A 22,579-nucleotide genomic window follows, 5' to 3' on the forward strand; every position below is an offset into this window, starting at 1 on the left:
TTTTTGTAAAAACTACACTACGTTTTATACAAAACGTGCTTACGAAAATAAAAAACGTAAGCACGTTTTTTTTATCCTAAAAGCACAACTGTATATTAACAATTTACAACCATGTTATCTAATGATCTTTTAGTCGCTCAACACTTCTGTTAATTTGCAATTCACAGGCTTAGATCTTGGAATTTTTAATGCCTTAAATTTTCTGCCCCCTACAACTCCGGATTACAAATCAGGGGTAGCAAAAAACCCAAAGGTCAGATGAACATCCTCACTTTGGGTTTTAAAATATATCTTAAAACAAGCTATTCTTTAATTTCCGTTGGTTTATCGTCTGACCAAGGAACCAACTTCGATTGATAGTAATTGATATCCTTAAGCTCGAATCTTGTTTTTTGTTTTCCCAATCGAACTTTGTACTCATCCCACGAATTGTCTTTGTCTGGCGACCATCCCAATTCTGCATAGCCCAATAAACGAGGAAAAGTAAGATATTCAATATCATCCATAGTTTCTATGGTTTCAGCCCAAAGAGGAGCTTCTATACCAATAATATCTTCTTTGTAGATTCCTTCAACATTCCCTTCTAAAGTCCAATTGTAAGCTTTGTCAACCTCAAGATAACCTGCCCAATGCAAACCTAGTGGAGAAATCGAATCGTATTGCATATCCATGTACGCAAGATTTGCTGGCGACATCAATATTTTAACATTTTGCTTAACGGCTTTTAAAGCGTTTGTAGGTTTGGTTTGCCAAAACTGTGCAACAGCACTTTTATCAAGTTCTGCAGCGGCAATATCAGCCCATCCCATTACTTTTTTATTGTGTGACAGTACAATCTTCTGAACCCTCTCTATAAATTTGATATAGTCATCCTTTTGGGTTGCATTCGACTCATCGCCTCCAATATGAATGTATTCGCCTAGAGTTAGGGTTGCCAATTCACGAATTACGTCATCAATAAATTTGTATGTAATTTCTTTATTGGTTGCCAAAGTACTAAAACCAACACGTGTTCCAGTATATGCATTTCGAGCCTTTCCATCCGCATTCAATTCTGCATAAGAAGCTAAAGCAGCATTGGTATGTCCTGGCATATCAATCTCGGGAACAATGGTAATAAATCGATCTGCTGCATATTGCACAATCTCTTTGTATTGCTCTTGCGTGTAAAATCCTCCTTCTCCTCCGCCAACTTCAGTTTTTCCACCAATTTCGGTAAGCTTAGGCCACGATTTTATTTCAATTCTCCATCCCTGATCATCTGTCAGATGCAAATGCAATACATTCATTTTATAGGCTGCCAAATAATCGATGTATTGCTTTACTTCATCAACATCGAAGAAATGACGAACCACATCCAACATGGCTCCTCGATATCCATATTGTGGATAATCTTCTATATTTCCACTTGCAATTAACCAAGGTCCTTCTTGCTTCTCCTTGGCTTCAATTTTTGCTGGCAACAACTGACGAATGGTCTGAATTCCTCTATACAATCCTTCTGCCTTATGAGCCTGTAAAGAAATTTTGCGTGCATCAATCGTCAAATTGTATCCCTCTTTCCCCAATTTTTCAAATTTATCATCAAGAATTAAGGAAATGCCTCGACTACCTAGTGGCGTTTTCAATTCTTTTATCTTTGGTTGAAATCCTGTTGCAGGTGCAATCAATTCCACCAAATGATTTGCAATTTTCTTTGCTTCCTGGTTTCCTGTTTGGATATGAATTTGAGTATGCTTGGTCCATTCAAAAGAACTTCCTGTTGCTTCTAATTTTACAGGTTTCGGAATCAAGTTTTCTTTCGCTAAATCCATTGGAACCGGCTCTTTACAAGATGTAAATACTAAAACGGCAAAAAGCACAAATAATAAAGGTTTTAGTTTAGTCATCGCTGTGTATTTTGATTAGTTTTTGTTGATTCAAATCATAATATGATTTTCTCATCGTTCCAAATTAGGGCAGCTGCTCCTAATATTGCAGCGTCATCGCCCAATTGAGAAGGCAATAACTTCACCTTGTCCTTGTATAGGAACAACATATTCTCATCCATAGCTTCTTTCACAGGATCGAATAACAAGTCACCTGCCTTGGCAAGTCCTCCAAACAAGAAAATAGCCTCTGGAGCTGTTACTGATGCCACATTGGCCAAAGCCTCTCCAAGCATTTTTCCAGTATATTTAAATGTTTCCAATGCTACAGAATCACCTTGATTAGCCGCTTCGGCAACCATTTTAGCATTCAAATTATTAAAAGGAACATCACGCAAAGTACTATCTCCTAAATGCTTTGCCAATAATTTGTATACAGATCTTTTTACACCTGTTGCCGATACGTAAGTTTCCAAACATCCTTTTCTTCCACAAGCACAATCTCTTCCTCCAGGACGAATAATGATGTGTCCTACTTCTCCAGCAAAACCTTCGTATCCATAAAGTAAATCGCCATTAACCACAATACCACTTCCCAAACCCGTTCCCAGAGTAATAACCATGAAATCAGACATATTTTTGGCGCCACCAAAAATTCTTTCTCCTAATGCAGCAGCATTAGCATCATTGGTAACTTTTACCGGAACATTTAATTTCTCATTTACCATTTTTGCAATTGGCAATGTACCTTTCCATCTTAGGTTAGCAGCATTTTCGATTGTTCCAGCTCTATAACTACCATTCGGAGCTCCAATTCCAACACCAACAATAGTCACTTCTTTATTGGAATTTTCAATCGAAGACTTAATTGCAGAAATCAAATCCTCAATATAATCTTCAAAATTCTCTTTGATTTGTGTTGGAATACTTCCGTTTGCTATTGTGTTACCTTTAGAATCGATACATCCATATACTGTATTCGTTCCACCTATGTCTATTCCAATTGCTATTTCAGTCATTTAGTTATATTTTCTTTCGGCCAATTGGCCAATTAATTATTCCAGGCAAAGAATTCCAAAAGTTGAAGGAATGTGAAAGTCTGGCTGCTCTGAATTAGTTTCACCCGAGAAATCCACCTAAAACCTGATTCAATATTTTAGTCTGGTAAATTTGTGCAAAATCCACGATACAATCCAGTTTCGCTTCAATTTTCTTTTACCCAAAAACATCTTTCAATGATTAAGAACCTATTGCTTGAATTAGATATTAGTTCCTAATAAAAAAAATGGACCGAAGGGCCTAAACCCTCCGATCCTATGGTATTTGTGTGTGGTACTAAAACGGATTTTCTTCTACTGCTTTCTCTAGTTCTTTTGCCATTGCAACGAACTCGTCAGCGGTCATTTCTTTCATGTAAACCAACCCGTGAGTTGCTCTCACCAATGGATGATCATTTTCGTAGAAGAAGTTTTTACCCAACAAGAGTTGAATTTGCTTTAATTGCTGTACCCAAACTTTTTGAGTCAGCTCATTAAATTTGCCATCGTACTCATAACTTGGGAATGATGCATTTACCTGGCTCATGTAACATTCGGTAAATGAATTCTCCAATACATCAAGAGCATTTAAGGATACCGGCACAATATAATCGGCATCTGCCGGATGATACTTGAACCAAACATTTCTGTATCCAATAATTCTCAATTTAGAAAGATCCTCTTCTTCTCCCCACTCCTTAACAGCTCCTGCAATTGCTTGCAAAACTTTATAGTGAGTATCCGGTCCACTTCCTTCTGGATCCATAGCCAAACTGATAGTAGTTGGCTTGTACTTTCTAAACTCTTCCAAAACTGGAAGCATATCTCTGTTCTTTTCAGGAAGTTCAGTAAAAATATCTCCCTTATAGAATCCTAAGCGCAAGTGGTGAACATTGTTAACAGGAACACCAAAGTGACCCCATACCAATTCTTCCTCGAACTCACGAACCATACCCTTCATTTTCTGAACCTCTGGTGAGTTCTTTCCACCATCGTAAGCACTTTCCAGCTCGCCAATTACGCTTGCAATCACTTTATTTAAATGGAACTTATCCTGTACTTTCCAAATTCCTACTATCGATCTGATCACACGGTGACACAGACCTCTACGTTTGCCATTCTCGTTACGCTCAGCAACTGAATTCAAAAAGTGAGAAACATCCTTATCCCATTTTTTACCATATCCTACTTCAAAGAAATCAGGATACTCCAACATTTGAACTTGACCTTTTGCAATAAATTCCTGACACTCTTTTAAAACGCCAATAATAAATCCATTGGTTACCGCTGTAAAACCAGAAGTCAATACCGAGAAATGAATTTCGTTGCTAGCCGAACGCATCTGACGATTGGTGTAAGGCATAATTCCCAACATGATATCATCATGATGTGGTCCTGTATGATAGATCACCTCATCGTTATCAGCCTTCATTCCTTTTTCAAGCTTATTTTGGATTGCATCGATAACCAACTGTACCGTATCCTCACTTAAATTTGGAATCTGACTGGTATATGGATCAGCTTTTAAATCTTCAAGCGTTAGGTGATGTCCATATTTATTCAATTTCTGACACAAATCGATTACTGCTTTCTCAGTTTTTGTTTGTGTCCACTCCCCTGTTTTGTAATATTGATTTACACTATCGGTAAGCTTACATGCAGCACCCGTTGTCAAATAAAAACGGCTGTTTTTCTGACGCTGAAGTACTGAAGCAGGATAAACAGCATCAGGCTCAGTTTCCAATGAACCTTTTACGATATCTGCCTTAGCTTCACCCGCTGCAAATATGATTGAAACAGCATCTTTATCGTGAGTAATGGTATCCAAACCAATGGTAATTACCAATCGGTTTCTCGATACTTCAATTCCTCCTAAATCACCAGCCGCAACTGCCTGTGTTTCGAAGTTAGTTTTGGTTAATCGTGTAGTTGAATAATGATCCGATCCACGCGTGTTAAAAGCAATGTGACCATCAGGACCAATTCCTCCCAAGAAGAAACCAATACCACCTTTTTCACGAATCTTCTGTTCATATTGAGTACACCAATTGTCAATCATGAAGATTGAGTCTTGCTGCATTTTCTCAACTTCACTTGTTGCCTCACGGTAACGAAGTGATAAGTCGATATTGTAATCTGGGAAAACCTCAAGGAATGATTTGTTATCTACCAAAGGTATTTCCTCAGAGTTAATCAACAATGCATTGTCTTTATTCAATCCAAATCCTTCGATATAATACTTCATCACATAGTTGTAAAAACTATTGTGTTGACGAGGATCAATTGGATAAAACTCATCGATTTGAACAAATTGTAATCCACTCAAATCAGGCTTAGCCATTTCGCCTAAACCGTATTGTGAACGAATTTCAATTCCTTTCTCATTGTCCCAGTTTTCCAACAAAAACTGGGTGTATTTGATAAAATATTCAGGAGTTTTACCCGTAGGTAAACTAATTACTCCATTAGGGTTTTGCTCCGCCCATTCCAAAAAGCGCAGCGAGGTCATCAATCCTAATTTTGGGAAATTATCAACCGTAACATATGGAATTTGGGTTGTTATTTCCTGCATTCCTGATAATTCATAGAATGCTTGCTCTACTCTTGATTCAAATCTTTTTTCCATTTCTCTCTAATAAATCTTTTTCGGCTGAATCTCCACCACACAAGGAGAAAACGGCTTGTTATCTATGAGTTAGCTAATATTACACACAATTTTAGGCAGACAACTCCTTACAATACTGATTCACCACCTGATTCATCTCTTCGAACTGATCTTCCATGCTTGTAAGCAACTTATACTGTGCATGAGTTCTAATTAGATTGTGCTCCGGCGATTTTACTTTGTAATAATTGTCTCCATCTATATAATCCATAAGGAATCTAAGCACCTGCTCGTAAGTAATGTACTTGGCAGAAAAAGCAAGATATTCCAACTCCTTTTCTGTTAGGAACGAAATTGTTTCTCCCAAATAACCTTTTGTATAAGCTGTGAAGATTTCCATGTCCATGCTTACGTTATCCAAGTTTTCATCATCCTCCAAACCTGTATTTGTATATGATCTCATTGCATCACCATAATCATTCAATACTGTACTATTCAAAACAGTATCCAAATCGATAACACATAGATCATTTCCATCCTGATCGAAAAGAATGTTATTGATTTTAGTATCGTTGTGAGTTACACGGGTAGGAATGGTTCCATTTTCAACCAATTCCCAAAACTTCAACATCTCCTCACGACGCGACTCAACCCATTCAATTTCCTTCTGTAAGTCTTTTTTTCTGCCTACAGGATCTTTCGCCAATACTTCATCCCATTGGTTAAAACGGAATCTGATATTGTGAAATCCTGGAAGAATATCAACCAACGGCTCTTTCATATCGGCCAACATTGCCTGGAATTTTCCAATTCCTTTTCCTCCTGCGAATGCCAATTCTGGACTATCAGCAGCTTCATAAGTAATATTGTCCTTAATGAACATGCATATCGTCCAATAATCATTATTTTCATCTGCAAAATAAGGAAGCCCTTCTTCAGTAACATTAATCGTCATTGCTTCTCGACTAGTATCACCTCCTGCTGCTTTTATCTTTGCTTTCAGATGAGCCGTTACTTTTAGAATATTCCCCATCATTCCAGGAACATCCTTGAAAATATTGGTATTCTTTCTTTGTAGTATATAATTTGGTGATTCTTCTCCCTCTGTAGTGATCAGAAAAGTATCATTAATAAATCCTTCACCTAATGGCTTAATATCCTCGATCTTTCCCTCCAATACGAATTTCGAAGCAACATCAAACAATTTCTCCTTCATAATTTATCTTTAAATGGCGTATCTTAATGCAACACCTATTTTCAATTTATTTCGTTCTTACTTTATGTCCTTTTATCCCATAGTATAAAATGTATAGGAAACATGGTACACAAATCCAATATGCATTTTGTCCTCCTACAGCATCTTTAACAAATCCATAAACGGTAGGAATAATTGCACCACCCACAATTGCAATCACCATTAAAGATGATCCTGCCTTTGTAAACTTACCCAAGTCAGTCATAGCTAAAGGCCAAAGTGCAGGCCACATCAATGAACATCCCAAAGCCATAAATACAATGAAGAAAATAGACCATTCTGCAGGAACCAATACAACCATTAGAGAACCGAATAAAGCAGCAATTGCACAAATTTTAAGTGCAGCAGCCTGACTAATATATTTAGGGATAAAGATGATACCACAGATATAACCAATCACCATTCCAACCGGAGCAATCCAAGCATAAAATTCAGGATTTGCCAAGCCTAAGCTTTCTGCATAATCCACCAATGTTCCTAGAGATACTGTTTCAACTCCTACATATAGGAACAAAGCAAATACTCCTAAAAGTAAGTGTGGAAACTGCCATACCGATGTTTTATTAGCAGCATATGGACATTCTTCAGCAGAATCTTCATCTTCCCCAGCAGCTTTTACCTCAGGAAGCTTAGCCACCATGGCCAAAACACCCAATAAAATGAAAATCGCAATAATGATATAGAAAGGAACATTAATATCGGTAAGTGCAACATCATTTACTTCTTTCCCAATTACCAAAGCCAAAAATAATGGAGCAATAGGCCAAGCCAATTTATTGGCAACCCCCATATAACTCATTCTTTTTGCAGCACTTTCCATTGGGCCTAAAATGGTAATGTACGGATTTACAGATGCCTGCAAGAAAGTATTTCCCATTCCACTAATAAATGATGCCAACAAAAACAAAGGAAGACTTTCCATTTGAGCCGATGGAATAAACAAATAGAAACCAAGAGCAAACATCAAAAACGACAATGCCATTGTTTTCTTATAGCCTATCTTCCCAATTACCAAAGATGCTGGATAGCCAAAAATTAAGAATGCAGAAAAAGTTGCTGCAATAACCAAATATGATTCTGCAGACGATATTCCTAATGTTTTATTCAATAAAGGAACGATATAACTATTAATTCCTAAAGCAAAACCAATTGCAAAAAACATCACCCCTACAACGATCAATGGGATCATGAACTTCTTGGTTCCTGATTCTGTTGCTTGTATACTCACCATAACAATAAATTTATTTTCAATTAATGATTTCTTATAATTTAACGCTAACGGTTTCTTTCCAACTAGTCATATCTCACATCCCAGAAACCATGTACTTACAATATTATTCCCAAAGTTTCGAAGGGTAAACACCTTTCTCAATCAACGTATTAATCGCATTTTGTGCCTTTTCCTTATCTTCTTTATAAGTCACTCCAAACCACTGAGCATCCGATTTCAACACCTTAATCTGAGTATCTCCTGATTCAATAATTTCAGCTACAACAGAAGGAATAAAGAATTCAGACTTCAACTGATCACCTTTCTCTTGAAGGAAAGTTTTAAACTGAGAATCCAAATGATCGAAAAGTTTAGGAGTAAATCCCCAGAAGTTCATCGATACCGTTGCATCCTCAGAAAGTGGATACCATTTTTCATCTTCCAGGTATGCAATATTTTCTGGTAGTTTTTCGATATGAGTTCTTTCAACAACAGTTTCCAAGTGATCATTTTCATTGGTAGCGCAAACTCCTCTTGATACAGAACCATTCTCAGAAATTGTGTTCGCCAATTGATAACCAACCATGCAGTTTTCCTGATCACTAATTGAATTTCTTAAGTAATCAGCAATGGTTTGAAAAGCTTCCACTCCATAATAATCATCGGCATTGATTACGGCAAAAGGCTCTTTAATACAATCCTTAGCCATTAAAATAGCATGCCCAGTTCCCCATGGTTTCTCTCTTTCAGGATTATATGTTGTTCCTTCCGGCACCTTAAATATTTCCTGATTCACGTAATCCACATCAATCTTACCAGCTAACTTTGCATTAAACAATTCCTTAAATTCTTTTTCAAAACTCTCTCGAATTACAAATACAATTTTTCCAAAGCCTGCCTTTATTGCATCGTGAATTGAATAATCAATAATGGTCTCATTGGATGGTCCAATTGGATCCATCTGTTTCAATCCGCCATATCGACTTCCCATTCCTGCTGCTAATACTAATAATGTTGGTTTCATGAGTTTTTTCTTTTGTATCGATTATCACACGAAACTTCTCGGTAATTTTAATTAATAAGCTGTCTTTGCTGCTACCATTAAAACTTACCAGTTCGTTTCATCTGTATTTTTTATATTTATTCTTAAGATGTTGGCATAAAGAAATTGATTCCCGCAGAACACTACTACTACAATTGAACATTAAACCAAAGTTTAACCATGCGGGAATCAATAATTTCTCTATTAATCTAAACTTAAAACACTTCTCATCACATTTGCCATTGTTCCCATTAATGCTGAATCATCCAGCAAATCAGAACAAACCAATTCCGTTTCAGAACTAATTCTACTCATGGCATATTTATTCATAGACATGGTAACAGGATCAATTACAAACTTGCCTGCATGTGCAATTTTGCCTCCAATAATTACCATTTCTGGATTCAACAAATGAATCAATGTAACCAGACCTTTACCCAAATACTCACACATTTGGTTCAACTGATCTATCGCGAACTGATCTCCTTGCAATATGGCTTCCACCACTGCTCTTAGATCAATCTTTCTATTTTCCTTTTTGTAACTAGCCAAAAGAGTTGGTTGTCCCTTATCAACTGCTTCGCTGATATTTTTTACCAGTATTTTCCCTGATGTTAAGGTCTCCAGACACCCAATTTTACCACAATAACAAAGCTTTCCTTCCGGATCAATCAGAATGTGACCAAATTCCCCTGCAAAACCATTTTTACCAGAATGAAGTTCACCATTCAAAATCATTCCTAGACCAATACCGTTACTCAAGTTTAAGCACAGTACATTCTCTTTGTCAATGGCTTTACCAAATGCTTTCTCTCCCAAAGCCATAGTTCTGGCATCATTGTCCAGCAACACATTCATGCCCAACCTATCACCTAAAAAATGAGCCAAACCTTTTTCAGTAGCCGATAAGTGAGTATGACTTAAGCCTTGCTTGGCATCAACCAAACCTGGAATCGAAATTCCCACAGCAAGATACTTTTCCCTTGGTATTCCCAATTGGGAAATCATTGACTCTATCTTTTCTATCAAAGAGTTTAAGTACTCATCACTATTCTCAAGGTCAAAATACTTTGTCTCCTCTCTAAAAATTTGCTTATTCGATAAATCAAACACAGCCAAATTCAAAGTATGTAAATTGATATCCACACCAATTACATATTGATACTCAGAATTTATACAAAACAAATTTGGACGACGACCTCCTATTGATTCCCCCACACCATTATCCAGTAGCATTCCATAGCCCATTAAATCATCAACCAATGAAGCTACCAATGGTTGACTCATTTTAACAGCCTTTACAATTTCAGCAATTGATGCAGCACCATTATAATAAAGGTGTCGAACAATTTTGCGATACTGTTCTTGTTTTCTTTTTACAGAATTAGCTACCCCCTTTAGGTTCTTTTCATATAGGAATTGTGGTCTCAAACGTTTTTCTTCTATTATAGGTTTGTAATCTGATGGTAAAATTACAATTTATTTTTTCAAATAAGCAATTCTTTTATAATTTTTTTTAAAAGTAACGTATATTGATTTTAAAGCAGAAAAATTTAGGAAATTGAACGATTAGGGATATAAAAAAGAAAAAGGGCCGTTTAAAGGACCCTTAATCAAAGAAAACCAATTAATTATGCTATTAAAACCAAAATCCCGGGACACCACTCCCAATTTTTGGGAAACCATTAAAAATGATTTCGCATAGGTAATTACAAGTGGCGGGCCAAAAACCCTTTCATTCTAGCTATGTGATACTTATGAAAATATCATGTAAATTCTTCGTATCAAAAGTGTCCGATTGTATCACATCTAATGTTCGCAAACGAACAAAAAAAAGAGGACTGAACGTCCTCTTTGCATTTTTTAATAATAAGTTTGATCTCCAGAGCTGCTCTTTCCATGAATCCAAATCTCACCATTTCGCAAGTAAAGCTTCTTGTCTCCTTTTTTATTTCCAGCTCTTAAATTCCCCGAAGATGCCACCAAATCAAAACTCAATTGATCATGATCATTTCTTAATTTCAAATCAACATTACCTGAAGTAGTATAAAAGAATGATTCTCCAACCAATAACAAATTATTACCTTCAATATCGCCAGAACTAGCAGTTAAATGCAGATATACTTTCGAATTATTAATCTCCATACTACCTGAGCTCGATACATTCTTTAATCTTCCAACCAAATTATCAATTTCAATATCCCCCGAAGTAGTTCTTGAAGAAATATCTCCTTCAATATATTTAAATTCTAAATCTCCAGATGACGCCTGAGTAGATATATTACCAACTACCTCCTTAATTTCCTGATCCCCTGAAGTAGATTCCATCTCTAAATTACCGATAAGATTTTTCACAGAGATTTCGCCAGAAGAAGTTACTAAATCCAAATCGCCTTTTATTTTTTGCATACCAACATCACCCGAACTAGTGCGTATTGAGTTGTATTGGGAAACAAGGCCTTCACAATAGACATCTCCTGATGAATTTTTTACGAGTACTTTAGTATCTGCAGGAACTTTAAACTGCAATTTCGATTCAATTCTTCCACTAAAAGAAAACGGAGAATCAATCCAAACTATCAATTTATCACCAGCTACATCATATTTTATTTCAAACTTCTTGCCTCCAAATGACGATCCTTTTATTTCACCATCAAATTTTACATCAGTTCTATCACTTCCTATAATTTCGACATCGCAAAAAGAGCCTTTAACTTCAAGTTTATTGATACCATCAAACACCTTGTGTTCTTCTGCATAAATAGTCTGTGCAAAAGAATTCACCGAAGAAAGCAGGAATAAACTAAATAACGCCAATTGTATAAATCTCATTTTTGTTTTCATTTCTAGTATATTTTTTAGGATGAATGAGTAAATTCAAGAACAATATATATGACGCTCAATAAGCAAGATTAGTTACAGTCAAAAGCATTAGCTTATAAAATCAATTTTGCTATTTAGAATCTTTTTAAATTAATTGCTATATTTGCCCATTCAAAATGTAATATATGAATTCAAATACAGATCAAAAGAACAAACTTCACACAACCAATATTCTTGAAAACAAAGAAATATCGCCAGGCGTGTATGTTTTGAAATTCAAGAAAATTAAAGATTTTAAAGCAGGACAGTATGTTGGTTTGACAACCGATTTAAGTGTAACTCCAAGACTATATACCATTGCTAGTGGAATTCACGATGATGAAGTAAACATCCTGTATAACCTAAAAGATGATGGATGGCTTACTCCAAGACTTAGTGAAATTAAACCAGGAACAGAATTATTTGTTACTGATCCTGACGGTGATTTTATTGATGATACATCTCCTGCATGGTGGATTGCATCAGGAACAGGAATTGCACCCTTTTCATCCATGTTCCGATCAGGATTAAAAGAAAACAAGACGCTTATTCATGGTGGTAGGTTTACTCATTCATTCTATTTTGAAAATGAGTTCTTACCCGAATTGGGTGAAAAATATATTCGCTGTTGCTCTCAAGAATCAGGTGATGGTTTGTATAGTGGAAGATTAACCCGATATTTGCAGGATATTCCAGAGCTCCCAAAAAATTGTAGATTCTTTTTATGCGGTAGCCCTGAAATGGTAGTTGAAGTTCGCGATTTACTTATTAGCAGAGGCGTGGAATACAATAAAATTGTGGCTGAAATCTACTTTTAATCTTATTAATACTGAAGAATGGGGAAAGAGATTCTATTAGGAAAAAGTTTGAATGAATTAACTCAGGTAGTTAAAGAGTTAGGACTGCCAAAGTTTACTGCCAAACAAATTGCGGATTGGTTGTACAAAAAAGATGTAACAGAAATCGACCAGATGAGCAACTTGTCTTTAAAGGCAAGAACTGCCCTAAAGGAAAAGTTCGATTTTGGAACAACTGCATCAACTAAAGTACAGGAATCGGTTGATGGCACAAAGAAATATCTTTACCCAACCAACCACGAGAACAAATTTATCGAAACAGCTTATATTCCTGATAACGATAGAAACACCTTGTGCGTATCGTCGCAGGTTGGATGTAAAATGGGATGTTTGTTTTGCATGACAGGAAAACAAGGATTCCAAGGACAGTTGTCGAGTGGCGAAATCATTAATCAAATTCGAAGTCTACCTGAAAGAGAAAAGCTTACCAATATCGTTTACATGGGTATGGGAGAACCTCTTGATAATGTTCCTGAGGTCCTAAAGTCTCTTGAAATTTTGACTTCGGATTATGGCATGGCCATGAGCCCAAGAAGAATTACCGTATCCACCATTGGAATTATCCCGGGTATGGTTGAATTTCTTGACAATAGTGAATGCCACCTTGCAGTTAGTTTACACTCTCCTTTCGACGATGAGAGAAAGAAATTAATGCCTGTACAAAATGTTTATCCAATTAAGGATGTACTAAAAATCATTAAGGATTTCGATTTTGGCAGACAAAGAAGAGTTTCTTTTGAGTATATCATGTTCAAGGGAATTAATGATACACCGAGACATGTAAAGGAACTTTGTAGAATATTGGATGGTATCAAATGCCGAATCAATTTGATTCGTTTCCATCCTATTCCTAACACTCCACTGGATGGATCCGATGATCAAACTATTGAATTCTTCAAAGACCAATTGAATAAAAAGGGAATTACAACTACAATTCGTAGATCAAGAGGATTGGATATTTTTGCAGCTTGCGGATTGTTATCAACCAAAGAGCTGATAAAGCAACAAGAGAAAGATTTTTAATTCTATATATAGTAAAACAAAAAATCCTGCCGATTGGCAGGATTTTTTTATATCATTTATCGTGTTTTATCTCTCACTAGATGCTCTTACCAATAAATCGGCATGAACAACAACTTCCTTTACTTCCTTAGCTCCTGGTTTATTTTCCATTTGGTCAAATAAAAGTTTTGCAGCTTCTCTTCCAACTTGCTTAGGATTTTGATCCATAGTCGACATGGATGGTTCCATATAACGTGAACGACGGCTATTTGAAAACCCTACCACTGCAACTTCTTCAGGAATCTTAAGACCCAATTCTTTAGCCGCTGCTATTGCTCCAATTGCCAATTCATCATTAATGGCAAAAAAAGCATCTGGTCGGTTCGAACGCTGCAAAAGTTCCAATGAAGCACTCTTTGCATCTTCAACCGTAAAATCACATCTTGAAATCAAGGTTTCATCAATTGCCATATCCTTATCTTCCAAAGCTTTTTTATACCCTCTCATACGGTTTCTACCAAAAAGCATATACTCAGGACCAGTTAAGAATGCAATTCGCTTAGCACCTCCTTCAATAAGGTGAGTTACTGCCGAATGAGCTGCCGCAGCATCATCTGCCACCACTTTCGATACCTCAAGTTCTTTTGATGTTCTATCGAAAAGCACCATTGGCACACCCATATCCTGAATTTTATGAATATGATCGTATGTATTTGTTGCTCGGGATAAAGAAAGGATAATTCCATCCATTCTCATATTTAGGAATCCGTTTACGTTCTTCTCTTCTTTTTCCATTGTCTCATTTGAAGAACTCACGAAAACCTGATAACCAAATTCGTCAGCAACCTGCTCAATCCCTTTTACAACCGATGCGTAAAAAGAACTTACAATCTGTGGCACAACAACCCCAATAGTGTTCGACTTTTGAGTTTTCAAAGCAACAGCCAATGGATTTGGTTGATACTTCAACTCTTTAGCCAATTTCTGAACAGCCTCTCTTGTTTGTAAACTGATTTCAGGATTGTTTTTTAAAGCTCGGGATACGGTTGAAACAGAAATATTCAGTTTTTCTGCAATATCCTTAATGGTTACAGGTCTATTTGCCATAGTACAAATTTTTATCTTATTTCAATAAATCAGATTGGGAGTCATTAATATAATGACTTTTATCTGTTTATCCAACAACACACAAAGATAGTATAAATTAATTAGGAGATATATTTGCTTACACACTTTTTCACCCAATTTACCTAAGTGTTTTCACTCATTATTCATTATATAATGATGGTATAACATTAATTTAATCTCGAAATGCAATTTAACCCACACTCCTAAATCTTACTTGATTTAATCACCATCAATTTTTCTCTTGTCATTTCCTGCATTGAATAAGGAATTCCTCCTACTCCAATTCCAGAAGCATCTCTTCCTCCAAATGGCATCCAATCTACACGGAATGCAGTATGATCATTAATTGTTACAGTTGATGCATTAAACTGGTTAACTGCATTCAATGCTTTATCGATATTTAAGGTAAACACTGCCGACTGAAATGCCAAAGGCAATGAATTCGATAAATCAATGGCCTCTTGCATGTCTTTATAACTGTAAACACAAATCACAGGTCCGAACACCTCCAATTTCGATACTTTGGAAGTTTGGCATGCATTCAACAATACAGTTGGCTCGTAACAAGTTTCCGATATCTTATTTCCTCCGCATAATAATTTTGCTCCATCGGCTACAGCTTCCTTCACCCATTCGTCAACACGGTCTACTTCATAGGTTTCAATGAGCGGTCCCACTTCTGTTTGTGGATCCAACGGATCCCCAACTTTTAGTTTTTTAGCTATCTCAACCAATTGATCACAAAACTGATCCACAATGCCCTCCTGAACAAAAACACGTTGCACCGAAACACAAACCTGTCCCGCATGATAAAATCCACCTTTGGCCAAAGTAGGAATGGTTTCCTCCAGATTGGCATCCGATTCTACAATCACAGGTGCTGATCCTCCATGCTCTAAGGCACATCTGGTGCCTGCTGCCAATTTCGAACGCAAGCTCCATCCCACCTCAGCAGAACCAATAAAGGACAGATAATTCACCCTTTCATCCTTTACCAAATTCTCAGCATTGGTTCTGTCACAAACTACTACCTCGGCCCAATCGGCAGGCAAACCAGCTTCCTTCAGCATTTTCACCAATTCGATTGCCGACATTGGTGTACTGGTAGCAGGCTTAATTAAAACAGGACAACCTACTGCAAAAGCAGGAATTACCTGGTGAACTGCCAAGTTCAATGGATGATTAAACGCACTAATACTCAAAACCACACCAATGGGTTCGCGCATGGTAAATCCCCAACGGTTTATTGACGCCGCAGTAGTTCCCATTGGAATTTGCTCGCCTTTCATTTGACCGATATGCTCAATGGCCAACTGCACTCCATTTATAGCTCGCAAAACCTCAACCTTACTGTCCTGATATGGTTTACCTCCCTCGGCAGCAGCTATTTTAGTCAATTCCTCAACACGAGTTTGCATGATGGCTTTGGTCTTTTCCAAAATTTCGATGCGTTCATAAGGTTTTAACCATCTTGATTTATCCTGAAAAAGAGCATATGCATTAGCAATTTTTTCTTCCACTTGCTGACTGTTGAGCACAGGAATTTCCTTGATCAAGCTGCCATCAAATGGTGAATTTACTTTTATAGTGTTCATTGTATGTGTGTTTATATTTTTGCCTACACAAAATACAAGTTTTTGTCCTGATTACCCCCCAATCTCCCCAAAGTTTTTCGGGACTAAATTTTGCTTTAATCGCATAAAATCGCTGAAAGAAAGCTTCAAAGCACTACTTTTGTTGTTCTCAAAATTCACACACTGAAATTTCATGAAAAATCTAAATAAGAATCTTAAACATTTACGCATTAGAAAAAGACTATCGCAAAGCAGACTTTCTGCTCGCATAGGAATTGGAGCCTCATCAATTAGCTCCTACGAACAAAAAAGAAGTACTCCAAAAATATCTACCCTTTTAAAGTATTCCGATTATTTCAACAGAAATCTTGATGAGTTGGTGAAATCGGATATTGCGCAAGAAGAGAAGGAAAAGAAACAAGACACAAAAGGAGAAAACCTGAGAATTCTTCCCATTTTGGTGGATGAAAAGAACGACGAGATGATTTCTTTGGTTCCTGTTAAGGCTGCAGCCGGATATTTAAATGGCCACTCGGATGCCGAATTCATTAGCGAGCTGCCAAACTTTAGAATGCCATTTGCCGAGTTATCGGAAAACAAAACCTACCGTGCATTCCAAATTGAAGGAGAAAGTATGCTGCCAGTACCTGCAGGATCATACATTATTTGCGAGTATTTGCAAGATTGGGAATTGATTAAAGACAACACCAGCCATATTGTGGTAACTACCGAAGATGGCATTGTGTACAAACGCGTGGTAAAGGATTTTGATAACAATCAATTGCTATTGAACTCCGATAATAAAGAATACCTATCCTTCGAGGTAAGCCTGAATCAAGTGGTAGAGGTATGGAAGGCATTGGGATTTGTTTCTTTTCAGTTGCCGTAATATAACAACGAGCTATCTACATAAAACATGTCAAGCATCTCAAAGATGCTAGACATGTAAAACCAATCATTTATTATATAAGCAACAGCTCCTAACAGCCTACATGTTACTTTCCTGTTATTTTTTCATTTAGGAGTACCAGCGAATCATTTTTTTTCTACTTTTGATTGCTTTTATTCATTCTAAATAAGAAAAATAATGAACTCAATTGCCTCTTCAAGTAATTACAAGGGCGTGCTTTACGCTATGGTCACTGCATTTTTATGGGGTTTTCTTCCTATTTTTCTTAAGGTGGCCCTTAAGGATATCGATCCCATTAGCATTGTTTGGTTTCGATTCTCTTTCGCCTTTTTGGTACTGTTCATCTACTACCTGATAACCGACCGAAAGCAGTTGAACATTATCAAACGTCCACCTCTTTTGCTTATAATTGCAGCAATTGGCTTGGGGATAAACTACATTGGATTCTTAAAAGGCTTGAATTATACCAGCCCGAGCAATGCACAAATTATCATACAAAGCGGCCCCATTATGCTGGCCTTGGCAGGAGTTCTTTTCTTTAAAGAAAAGCTGAACCTAAAACAGATGATCGGTTTCGGAATTGCGGGCCTTGGTTTGTTCCTGTTCTACCGCACCCAACTGCAGACCTTTATTCACGATACCAATGCTTTTAACCTTGGCTTTTTCTGGGTTGAGCTAGGAGCAGTCACATGGGTACTGTATGCCGTTTTGCAAAAGAAATTGGTGCAACAACATCCTGCACAGGTTTTGAATATGGTATTGTATGGAATTCCAGCTTTGCTTTACACGCCTATGGCCGATTTTTCAGCCTTCCAGGGATTGGATTTTAAAACCTGGGCCATTGTGGTATTTCTTGGAGTGAATACCTTGGTTGCATATGGGTCGATTGCCCTTGCGTTTAAGTATACCGAGGCCTACAAGGTGAGCATTATTGTAACCCTTAACCCAATTATTACCCTCATCACCATGTCGGTTCTTACATCCCTTCAGGTAAGCTGGATACAGCCCGAAAGCATGACGCTTTACTCGCTAATTGGTGCGGTATTGGTAATTGGTGGTGCGGTTACTGCGGTATTTTTCTCGAGGGAGAAGAAGAAAAGAGTGCTCGCAGAGGTATCAAAATAAATTTGTCGCAAAAGGTAGGATGAGGTTATCATCCTACACATGATCCCGAGGCTCAATATGAATGGTTGCCGCAAAACCAAATTTCCTTTTGATTTTCTTTTCTATTTCGGTGGAAATATCGTGCCCGGTTTTTATCGACATATCGTGTGGTAGTTTGATATGGAAGGTTATTTCGGTATGGTCACCATAAGAATGAACATGGAAATGATGCGGATTGATGGCATGCGGATAGACCTCCTCACAAGTTTTCTTCAAATCCTCTAACAATTGCTGATCGGGACTTTCGCCCAAAATGGAATGAATGGAATCCCTAATGATTTCGTAGGCTGCATATCCAATCATAAAAGCAACAATCATCCCCAATGCACCATCTATCCACCAGAAATATTTCCCCACAAAAATACCTACCAAAATAACCAATGATGATATGGCATCGCTACGATGGTGCCATCCATCGGCCTTTAGTACTTTCGAGTTGGTTTTGCGAGCGCCATAAAAGGCAAACTGTGCAAGGGCTTCCTTCACCACAATGGAAACAATCATTACCACAATGGCAATGGTTCCAAATTGCGATGATTCACCACTTTTCAAGGTATGATAGGATTCTAATACGAAATCGAAGGCTACCAGCAGTAACAGAATCCCAATAATAAAGGCACTAATTAAATCGGCCCTACCGTGTCCGAAAGGATGATCATCGTCGGCAGGTTTTTTCGAAATTTTCGCTCCTATTAATACAATAACAGAGCTCAAACTATCAGACAAAGTATGCCATGCATCTGCAATAATGGCAATGGATCCGGTAACCAATCCGGCCCAATACTTCAATATAAAGAGTATAATATTTCCTATAATGGATAGCCACCCTTCGGTTTCGGCCCAATTCGATTTATTCAGCTCAAATTTCATCCGTTCATAATTTTCTCGCATGTCGTCCCGATAGCTATTGAAGTAATAATTATTTCAATCCTACTCGTTTCATCATACGATCTGATAGTCAAAGCCCCAAAAATAATAATTTTATACCATTTATGTTTCGAAATAATTAAGGTATAATGCAGTCCCTATCAAATTCTGAATCAAAATACCAATCGGTATCAGGCTAGACTTCCGTCTACTTTCATTAACTGTGAAACTGCCAATTTGGTTTGCTTTTTCTTATCGATATAAAAGTCGAGTCTTCCCAAAGCAATTCCGGCCCAACCTACCTGGTTGATAATTACCTCTTCGCCATCCAGGTTTTTCACTCGTTCTGGTTTTTCCAATAAAGTATGGGAGTGACCGCCTAAAATCACATCCACACCGCGGGTTTGCTTGGCAAATTCCATATCGGAATCTTCACCAATATTACTTGTGTGTCCCATGTGCGAAAGACAAACTACCAAATCGCAATGATTCTCTTCTTTCAGGATTCGAACCATATCTTTAGCGACATCCACCGGATCGATATAAATAATGGTTTCGCGGTTTTGAGGTTCCACATAACCAGTAAGATCAACACCCAGACCAAAAACACCAATCTTAAGCTCTCCCTTTTCAAAGATCTGGTATGGAGGAATTTTGCCTTCCAAATCGGTTCCGCTAAAATCGTAATTGGCATTTAGCAAAGGAAAATTACGGTTCTTTATCTGCGAGGTAATCCCCTTAATTCCATTGTCGAACTCATGGTTCCCAATATTACCGGCATCGTAACCAATTTTTGACATCAATTTGTATTCTGCTTCTCCTTTAAAAAAGTTAAAATATGGCGTTCCCTGAAAAACGTCACCACAATCAAGCAGCAATACATGCTCCTCTTCTCTTCTTATCTTCTTTACCAAAGCATTCAATCGGGCAAAACCACCCAATCCACCATATTTTGGATCTTTTTTTGGAAATGGCTCAATGCGCGAATGCAAATCGTTGGTATGCAATAAGGTAATTTTATGCTTGCTGTTCGAAGCTGCAAAAAGCGATTTGGTAAATAATCCACTGCTTAAAAATGCCCCGGTTAAACCCAATTTCGTAATAAATTCTCTTCTATTCCACATTGTAAATCCTCCCATCTAGTTTAGCCGATACTTTTTCTCCTTTTTGGTACTTCTCGCTCATGTATTTAATGATTTCCGAACGTAACAATCGGTGCATGTGTCGGAATGTTTTGCGTTGTTCGAAGGCGGTAAATCCGCCGCCACCATTCACCAGGTAGTCAACACTCATTACATGATATATTTTGGTTGGTTCCACTGGCTTGCCATTCACGAGAATGTTTACCGCTTTTCTGTCTTTAATTCCCATTTTCACTCCACTTACACCTTCGCCTCCAAAATAAGCAACGCGATGAAGCAATTCCACCAACTGTTTGCCTTCCATTCCAACAATTACCAACTTGTTTTTAAAAGGTAACATTTCGTATACCCTTCCGGTAGATATTTCTCCCTTCGAGAGTGAGGTTCTGATTCCTCCCATGTTCAACAAGGCCACATCAACCCCATGTTTTAATTGTTGATCCACACAAAAATCGTTACCAATTTCGAACATGGCATCGGCAAGAAAGTTGGATAGTAAACCTTCTGGTTTATCCGTTACCATATCCATTTCAGCAAATGATATTATGGTATTCATCTCTCCATCCAACTGGTGTTTGTACGAATTAATCAAGTTAAAAAAACTGGTATCCTTTGTCGATATGGCATCCAGATCGGCATTAATGGTGTAATGTGATTCTACCTTTTCGGCAGATGATTTTGATGTTACTGCACATGAACAAAATAGGGCAGCAATCAAAACAATAAAGAGTGATTTGATTAAGTTTTTTCTCATGTTTAAAATAAAATACACCTTAGTCTTTTATTGACTAATAAAATTATAAATATTCGATTATCATCTGCTAACAATCGACAATATCAATCAGAATAATATCCTCTGATATCATTTATAAAATGGTTTATTGTTATCTGATTCCACTAAAGAATCAATAGAATTGATCTATTAAAAATCAATTGTAAGCTGCATGGGTTCCGATTCATCCACTCTATTCGATACGGAAAGACCAATTAATCGAATACTATTCTTGAGCTCATCCTGATCGAGAAGCTCTTCTGCATTTTTCTGAATCATCTCGAAACCCTCAAATACCCCAAGTAGGGTTCTGCTTCGAGTTTCCTGCTCGAAGTTACTATATTTTAGCTTTAAAGTTAAGGTTCTGCCTCTAAATCCACTTTTTTCTAGTCTGCGAACCAATGATTCTGTCGTTTTTCTCAGGTCTTTTTTAATCTCCTGGGTATCGATTAAATCATTTCGATAGGTATGTTCAGTTCCAACCGATTTTCTGATTCGGTTCGGGTTTACAGGTCGATCATCAATCCCTCTGGCAATATTGTAATAATAAGCTCCATGCTTGCCAAACAATCTGCTTAAATCCAAAAGACTTCTTTCTTTTAAGTCTTTTCCTCTAAAAATGCCAAGTTTATGCATTTTTTCAGCAGTAACTTTACCTACACCGTAAAATTTGTCAATTTGCAAATCGTTGATAAAACTCTCGATATTTTTGGGAGGAATCACGAACAATCCATCGGGCTTATTTACATCAGAAGCTATTTTAGCCAAAAATTTGTTTACCGATATTCCCGCAGAAGCTGTCAAACTAGTCTCCTCTTTAATTCGAGCTTTAATTTCCTGGGCAATTAAGGTAGCTGACGGCAGATTTTTTTTGTTGTGGGTAACATCCAAAAATGCCTCATCGATAGACAGCGGTTCTACCAAATCGGTATACTCGTAAAAAATGCTCATGATTTGGTTGGAAACCTCCTTGTAACGATCATGGCGACCACGAACGAAGATTAAATGTGGACAGCGCTTTTTTGCAATTTTTGAAGGCATAGCAGAACGAACTCCAAACTTACGCGCTTCGTAACTTGCAGCCGCAACAACTCCCCTATCTCCATCACCTCCAACAGCTATGGGTTTATTGCGCAATTCAGGATTATCCCTTTGCTCAACCGAAGCAAAAAAGGCATCCATATCAATGTGAATTATCTTTCGAATGTCTTCCATATTTCCAGTGCAAATATTTGAATAATCATGGGGCAATCAAAAAATAATCGCTGCCATTTTTGTAATTTT

At 37.3% G+C, this 22,579-nt stretch carries 18 protein-coding genes; 4 read left to right on the plus strand and 14 right to left on the minus strand.

The window, feature by feature from the left end; translation table 11 throughout:
* Nucleotides 1-302: 302 nt before the first annotated feature.
* The 8 genes from ACKPCA_RS11900 to ACKPCA_RS11935 all read right to left on the minus strand — a co-directional run bounded on the left by ACKPCA_RS11900 (nt 303) and on the right by ACKPCA_RS11935 (nt 11,861).
* Nucleotides 303-1,889: a beta-N-acetylhexosaminidase gene (locus ACKPCA_RS11900; RefSeq protein ID WP_321279295.1), complete on the minus strand. Its 1,587-nt coding sequence runs from the start codon at nt 1,887-1,889 to the stop codon at nt 303-305.
* Between the two features lie 35 nt (nt 1,890-1,924).
* Nucleotides 1,925-2,887: an ROK family protein gene (locus ACKPCA_RS11905; RefSeq protein WP_321279296.1), complete on the minus strand. Its 963-nt coding sequence runs from the start codon at nt 2,885-2,887 to the stop codon at nt 1,925-1,927.
* Nucleotides 2,888-3,203: 316 nt separating this feature from the next.
* Complete coding sequence (locus ACKPCA_RS11910) at nt 3,204-5,531, minus strand: glucosamine-6-phosphate isomerase (RefSeq protein WP_321279297.1); 2,328 nt, start codon at nt 5,529-5,531, stop codon at nt 3,204-3,206.
* Nucleotides 5,532-5,622: 91 nt separating this feature from the next.
* A complete protein-coding gene (locus ACKPCA_RS11915) occupies nt 5,623-6,726 on the minus strand; it encodes a phosphotransferase enzyme family protein (protein ID WP_321279298.1) in 1,104 nt (367 codons plus the stop codon).
* 46 nt (nt 6,727-6,772) lie between these two features.
* A complete protein-coding gene (gene gluP / locus ACKPCA_RS11920; protein ID WP_321279299.1) occupies nt 6,773-7,996 on the minus strand; it encodes a glucose/galactose MFS transporter in 1,224 nt (407 codons plus the stop codon).
* A 103-nt stretch (nt 7,997-8,099) separates the two neighbouring features.
* Nucleotides 8,100-8,999, minus strand: coding sequence for a nucleotidyltransferase family protein (locus ACKPCA_RS11925; RefSeq protein ID WP_054715922.1), 900 nt, complete (start codon nt 8,997-8,999; stop codon nt 8,100-8,102).
* A 222-nt stretch (nt 9,000-9,221) separates the two neighbouring features.
* Nucleotides 9,222-10,448, minus strand: coding sequence for an ROK family protein (locus ACKPCA_RS11930; protein ID WP_321279300.1), 1,227 nt, complete (start codon nt 10,446-10,448; stop codon nt 9,222-9,224).
* A 432-nt stretch (nt 10,449-10,880) separates the two neighbouring features.
* Complete coding sequence (locus ACKPCA_RS11935; RefSeq protein ID WP_321279301.1) at nt 10,881-11,861, minus strand: DUF4097 family beta strand repeat-containing protein; 981 nt, start codon at nt 11,859-11,861, stop codon at nt 10,881-10,883.
* 164 nt (nt 11,862-12,025) lie between these two features.
* Here ACKPCA_RS11935 and ACKPCA_RS11940 point away from each other — a divergent pair, with 164 nt between their 5' ends.
* Together ACKPCA_RS11940 and rlmN are read left to right on the plus strand one after the other, a co-directional pair.
* Complete coding sequence (locus ACKPCA_RS11940) at nt 12,026-12,697, plus strand: ferredoxin--NADP reductase (protein ID WP_321279302.1); 672 nt, start codon at nt 12,026-12,028, stop codon at nt 12,695-12,697.
* A gap of 18 nt (nt 12,698-12,715) precedes the next feature.
* Complete coding sequence (rlmN, locus tag ACKPCA_RS11945) at nt 12,716-13,759, plus strand: dual-specificity RNA methyltransferase RlmN (RefSeq protein WP_321279303.1); 1,044 nt, start codon at nt 12,716-12,718, stop codon at nt 13,757-13,759.
* 66 nt (nt 13,760-13,825) lie between these two features.
* Here rlmN and ACKPCA_RS11950 read toward each other — a convergent pair whose 3' ends face one another.
* Together ACKPCA_RS11950 and ACKPCA_RS11955 are read right to left on the minus strand one after the other, a co-directional pair.
* On the minus strand, nt 13,826-14,845 hold the full coding sequence (locus tag ACKPCA_RS11950) for a LacI family DNA-binding transcriptional regulator (RefSeq protein WP_321279304.1): 1,020 nt from the start codon (nt 14,843-14,845) through the stop codon (nt 13,826-13,828).
* 224 nt (nt 14,846-15,069) lie between these two features.
* Nucleotides 15,070-16,461 (minus strand): aldehyde dehydrogenase family protein, encoded by a 1,392-nt coding sequence (locus ACKPCA_RS11955; protein ID WP_321279305.1) that lies wholly within the window; start codon nt 16,459-16,461, stop codon nt 15,070-15,072.
* 172 nt (nt 16,462-16,633) lie between these two features.
* Between ACKPCA_RS11955 and ACKPCA_RS11960 the strand changes: the two genes are divergently transcribed.
* Nucleotides 16,634-17,329: an XRE family transcriptional regulator gene (locus tag ACKPCA_RS11960; RefSeq protein ID WP_321279306.1), complete on the plus strand. Its 696-nt coding sequence runs from the start codon at nt 16,634-16,636 to the stop codon at nt 17,327-17,329.
* Between the two features lie 198 nt (nt 17,330-17,527).
* Nucleotides 17,528-18,475 carry a DMT family transporter gene (locus tag ACKPCA_RS11965; protein WP_321279307.1) on the plus strand — a complete coding sequence of 316 codons (948 nt, stop codon included), beginning with the start codon at nt 17,528-17,530 and terminating at the stop codon, nt 18,473-18,475.
* Nucleotides 18,476-18,508: 33 nt separating this feature from the next.
* On the opposite strand, the gene ACKPCA_RS11970 is transcribed toward ACKPCA_RS11965, so the two are convergent.
* The 4 genes from ACKPCA_RS11970 to dinB form a co-directional block, all read right to left on the minus strand.
* Nucleotides 18,509-19,384 (minus strand): cation diffusion facilitator family transporter, encoded by an 876-nt coding sequence (locus tag ACKPCA_RS11970; protein ID WP_321279308.1) that lies wholly within the window; start codon nt 19,382-19,384, stop codon nt 18,509-18,511.
* Between the two features lie 188 nt (nt 19,385-19,572).
* Nucleotides 19,573-20,520: a bifunctional metallophosphatase/5'-nucleotidase gene (locus ACKPCA_RS11975; RefSeq protein WP_321279309.1), complete on the minus strand. Its 948-nt coding sequence runs from the start codon at nt 20,518-20,520 to the stop codon at nt 19,573-19,575.
* Entirely contained in the window at nt 20,495-21,277 is a 783-nt protein-coding gene (locus ACKPCA_RS11980; RefSeq protein ID WP_321279310.1) for a 5'-nucleotidase, read from the minus strand. The genes ACKPCA_RS11975 and ACKPCA_RS11980 overlap by 26 nt, the downstream gene beginning before the upstream one ends.
* Before the next feature lie 168 nt (nt 21,278-21,445).
* A complete protein-coding gene (gene dinB / locus ACKPCA_RS11985) occupies nt 21,446-22,510 on the minus strand; it encodes a DNA polymerase IV (protein ID WP_321279311.1) in 1,065 nt (354 codons plus the stop codon).
* Nucleotides 22,511-22,579 lie beyond the last annotated feature (69 nt).

Source organism: Marinifilum fragile, assembly GCF_963677365.1.
GTDB classification, from domain to species: Bacteria; Bacteroidota; Bacteroidia; order Bacteroidales; family Marinifilaceae; genus Marinifilum; species Marinifilum fragile.

Bases quoted from the DNA above. Each gene is read 5' to 3' on its own strand.
- ACKPCA_RS11900 (WP_321279295.1), bottom strand. From the start codon at position 1,889: ATGACTAAACTAAAACCTTTATTATTTGTGCTTTTTGCCGTTTTAGTA.
- ACKPCA_RS11905 (WP_321279296.1), bottom strand. From the start codon at position 2,887: ATGACTGAAATAGCAATTGGAATAGACATAGGTGGAACGAATACAGTA.
- ACKPCA_RS11910 (WP_321279297.1), bottom strand. From the start codon at position 5,531: ATGGAAAAAAGATTTGAATCAAGAGTAGAGCAAGCATTCTATGAATTA.
- ACKPCA_RS11915 (WP_321279298.1), bottom strand. From the start codon at position 6,726: ATGAAGGAGAAATTGTTTGATGTTGCTTCGAAATTCGTATTGGAGGGA.
- gluP (WP_321279299.1), bottom strand. From the start codon at position 7,996: ATGGTGAGTATACAAGCAACAGAATCAGGAACCAAGAAGTTCATGATC.
- ACKPCA_RS11925 (WP_054715922.1), bottom strand. From the start codon at position 8,999: ATGAAACCAACATTATTAGTATTAGCAGCAGGAATGGGAAGTCGATAT.
- ACKPCA_RS11935 (WP_321279301.1), bottom strand. From the start codon at position 11,861: ATGAAAACAAAAATGAGATTTATACAATTGGCGTTATTTAGTTTATTC.
- ACKPCA_RS11940 (WP_321279302.1), top strand. From the start codon at position 12,026: ATGAATTCAAATACAGATCAAAAGAACAAACTTCACACAACCAATATT.
- rlmN (WP_321279303.1), top strand. From the start codon at position 12,716: ATGGGGAAAGAGATTCTATTAGGAAAAAGTTTGAATGAATTAACTCAG.
- ACKPCA_RS11950 (WP_321279304.1), bottom strand. From the start codon at position 14,845: ATGGCAAATAGACCTGTAACCATTAAGGATATTGCAGAAAAACTGAAT.
- ACKPCA_RS11955 (WP_321279305.1), bottom strand. From the start codon at position 16,461: ATGAACACTATAAAAGTAAATTCACCATTTGATGGCAGCTTGATCAAG.
- ACKPCA_RS11960 (WP_321279306.1), top strand. From the start codon at position 16,634: ATGAAAAATCTAAATAAGAATCTTAAACATTTACGCATTAGAAAAAGA.
- ACKPCA_RS11965 (WP_321279307.1), top strand. From the start codon at position 17,528: ATGAACTCAATTGCCTCTTCAAGTAATTACAAGGGCGTGCTTTACGCT.
- ACKPCA_RS11970 (WP_321279308.1), bottom strand. From the start codon at position 19,384: ATGAAATTTGAGCTGAATAAATCGAATTGGGCCGAAACCGAAGGGTGG.
- ACKPCA_RS11975 (WP_321279309.1), bottom strand. From the start codon at position 20,520: ATGGGAGGATTTACAATGTGGAATAGAAGAGAATTTATTACGAAATTG.
- ACKPCA_RS11980 (WP_321279310.1), bottom strand. From the start codon at position 21,277: ATGAGAAAAAACTTAATCAAATCACTCTTTATTGTTTTGATTGCTGCC.
- dinB (WP_321279311.1), bottom strand. From the start codon at position 22,510: ATGGAAGACATTCGAAAGATAATTCACATTGATATGGATGCCTTTTTT.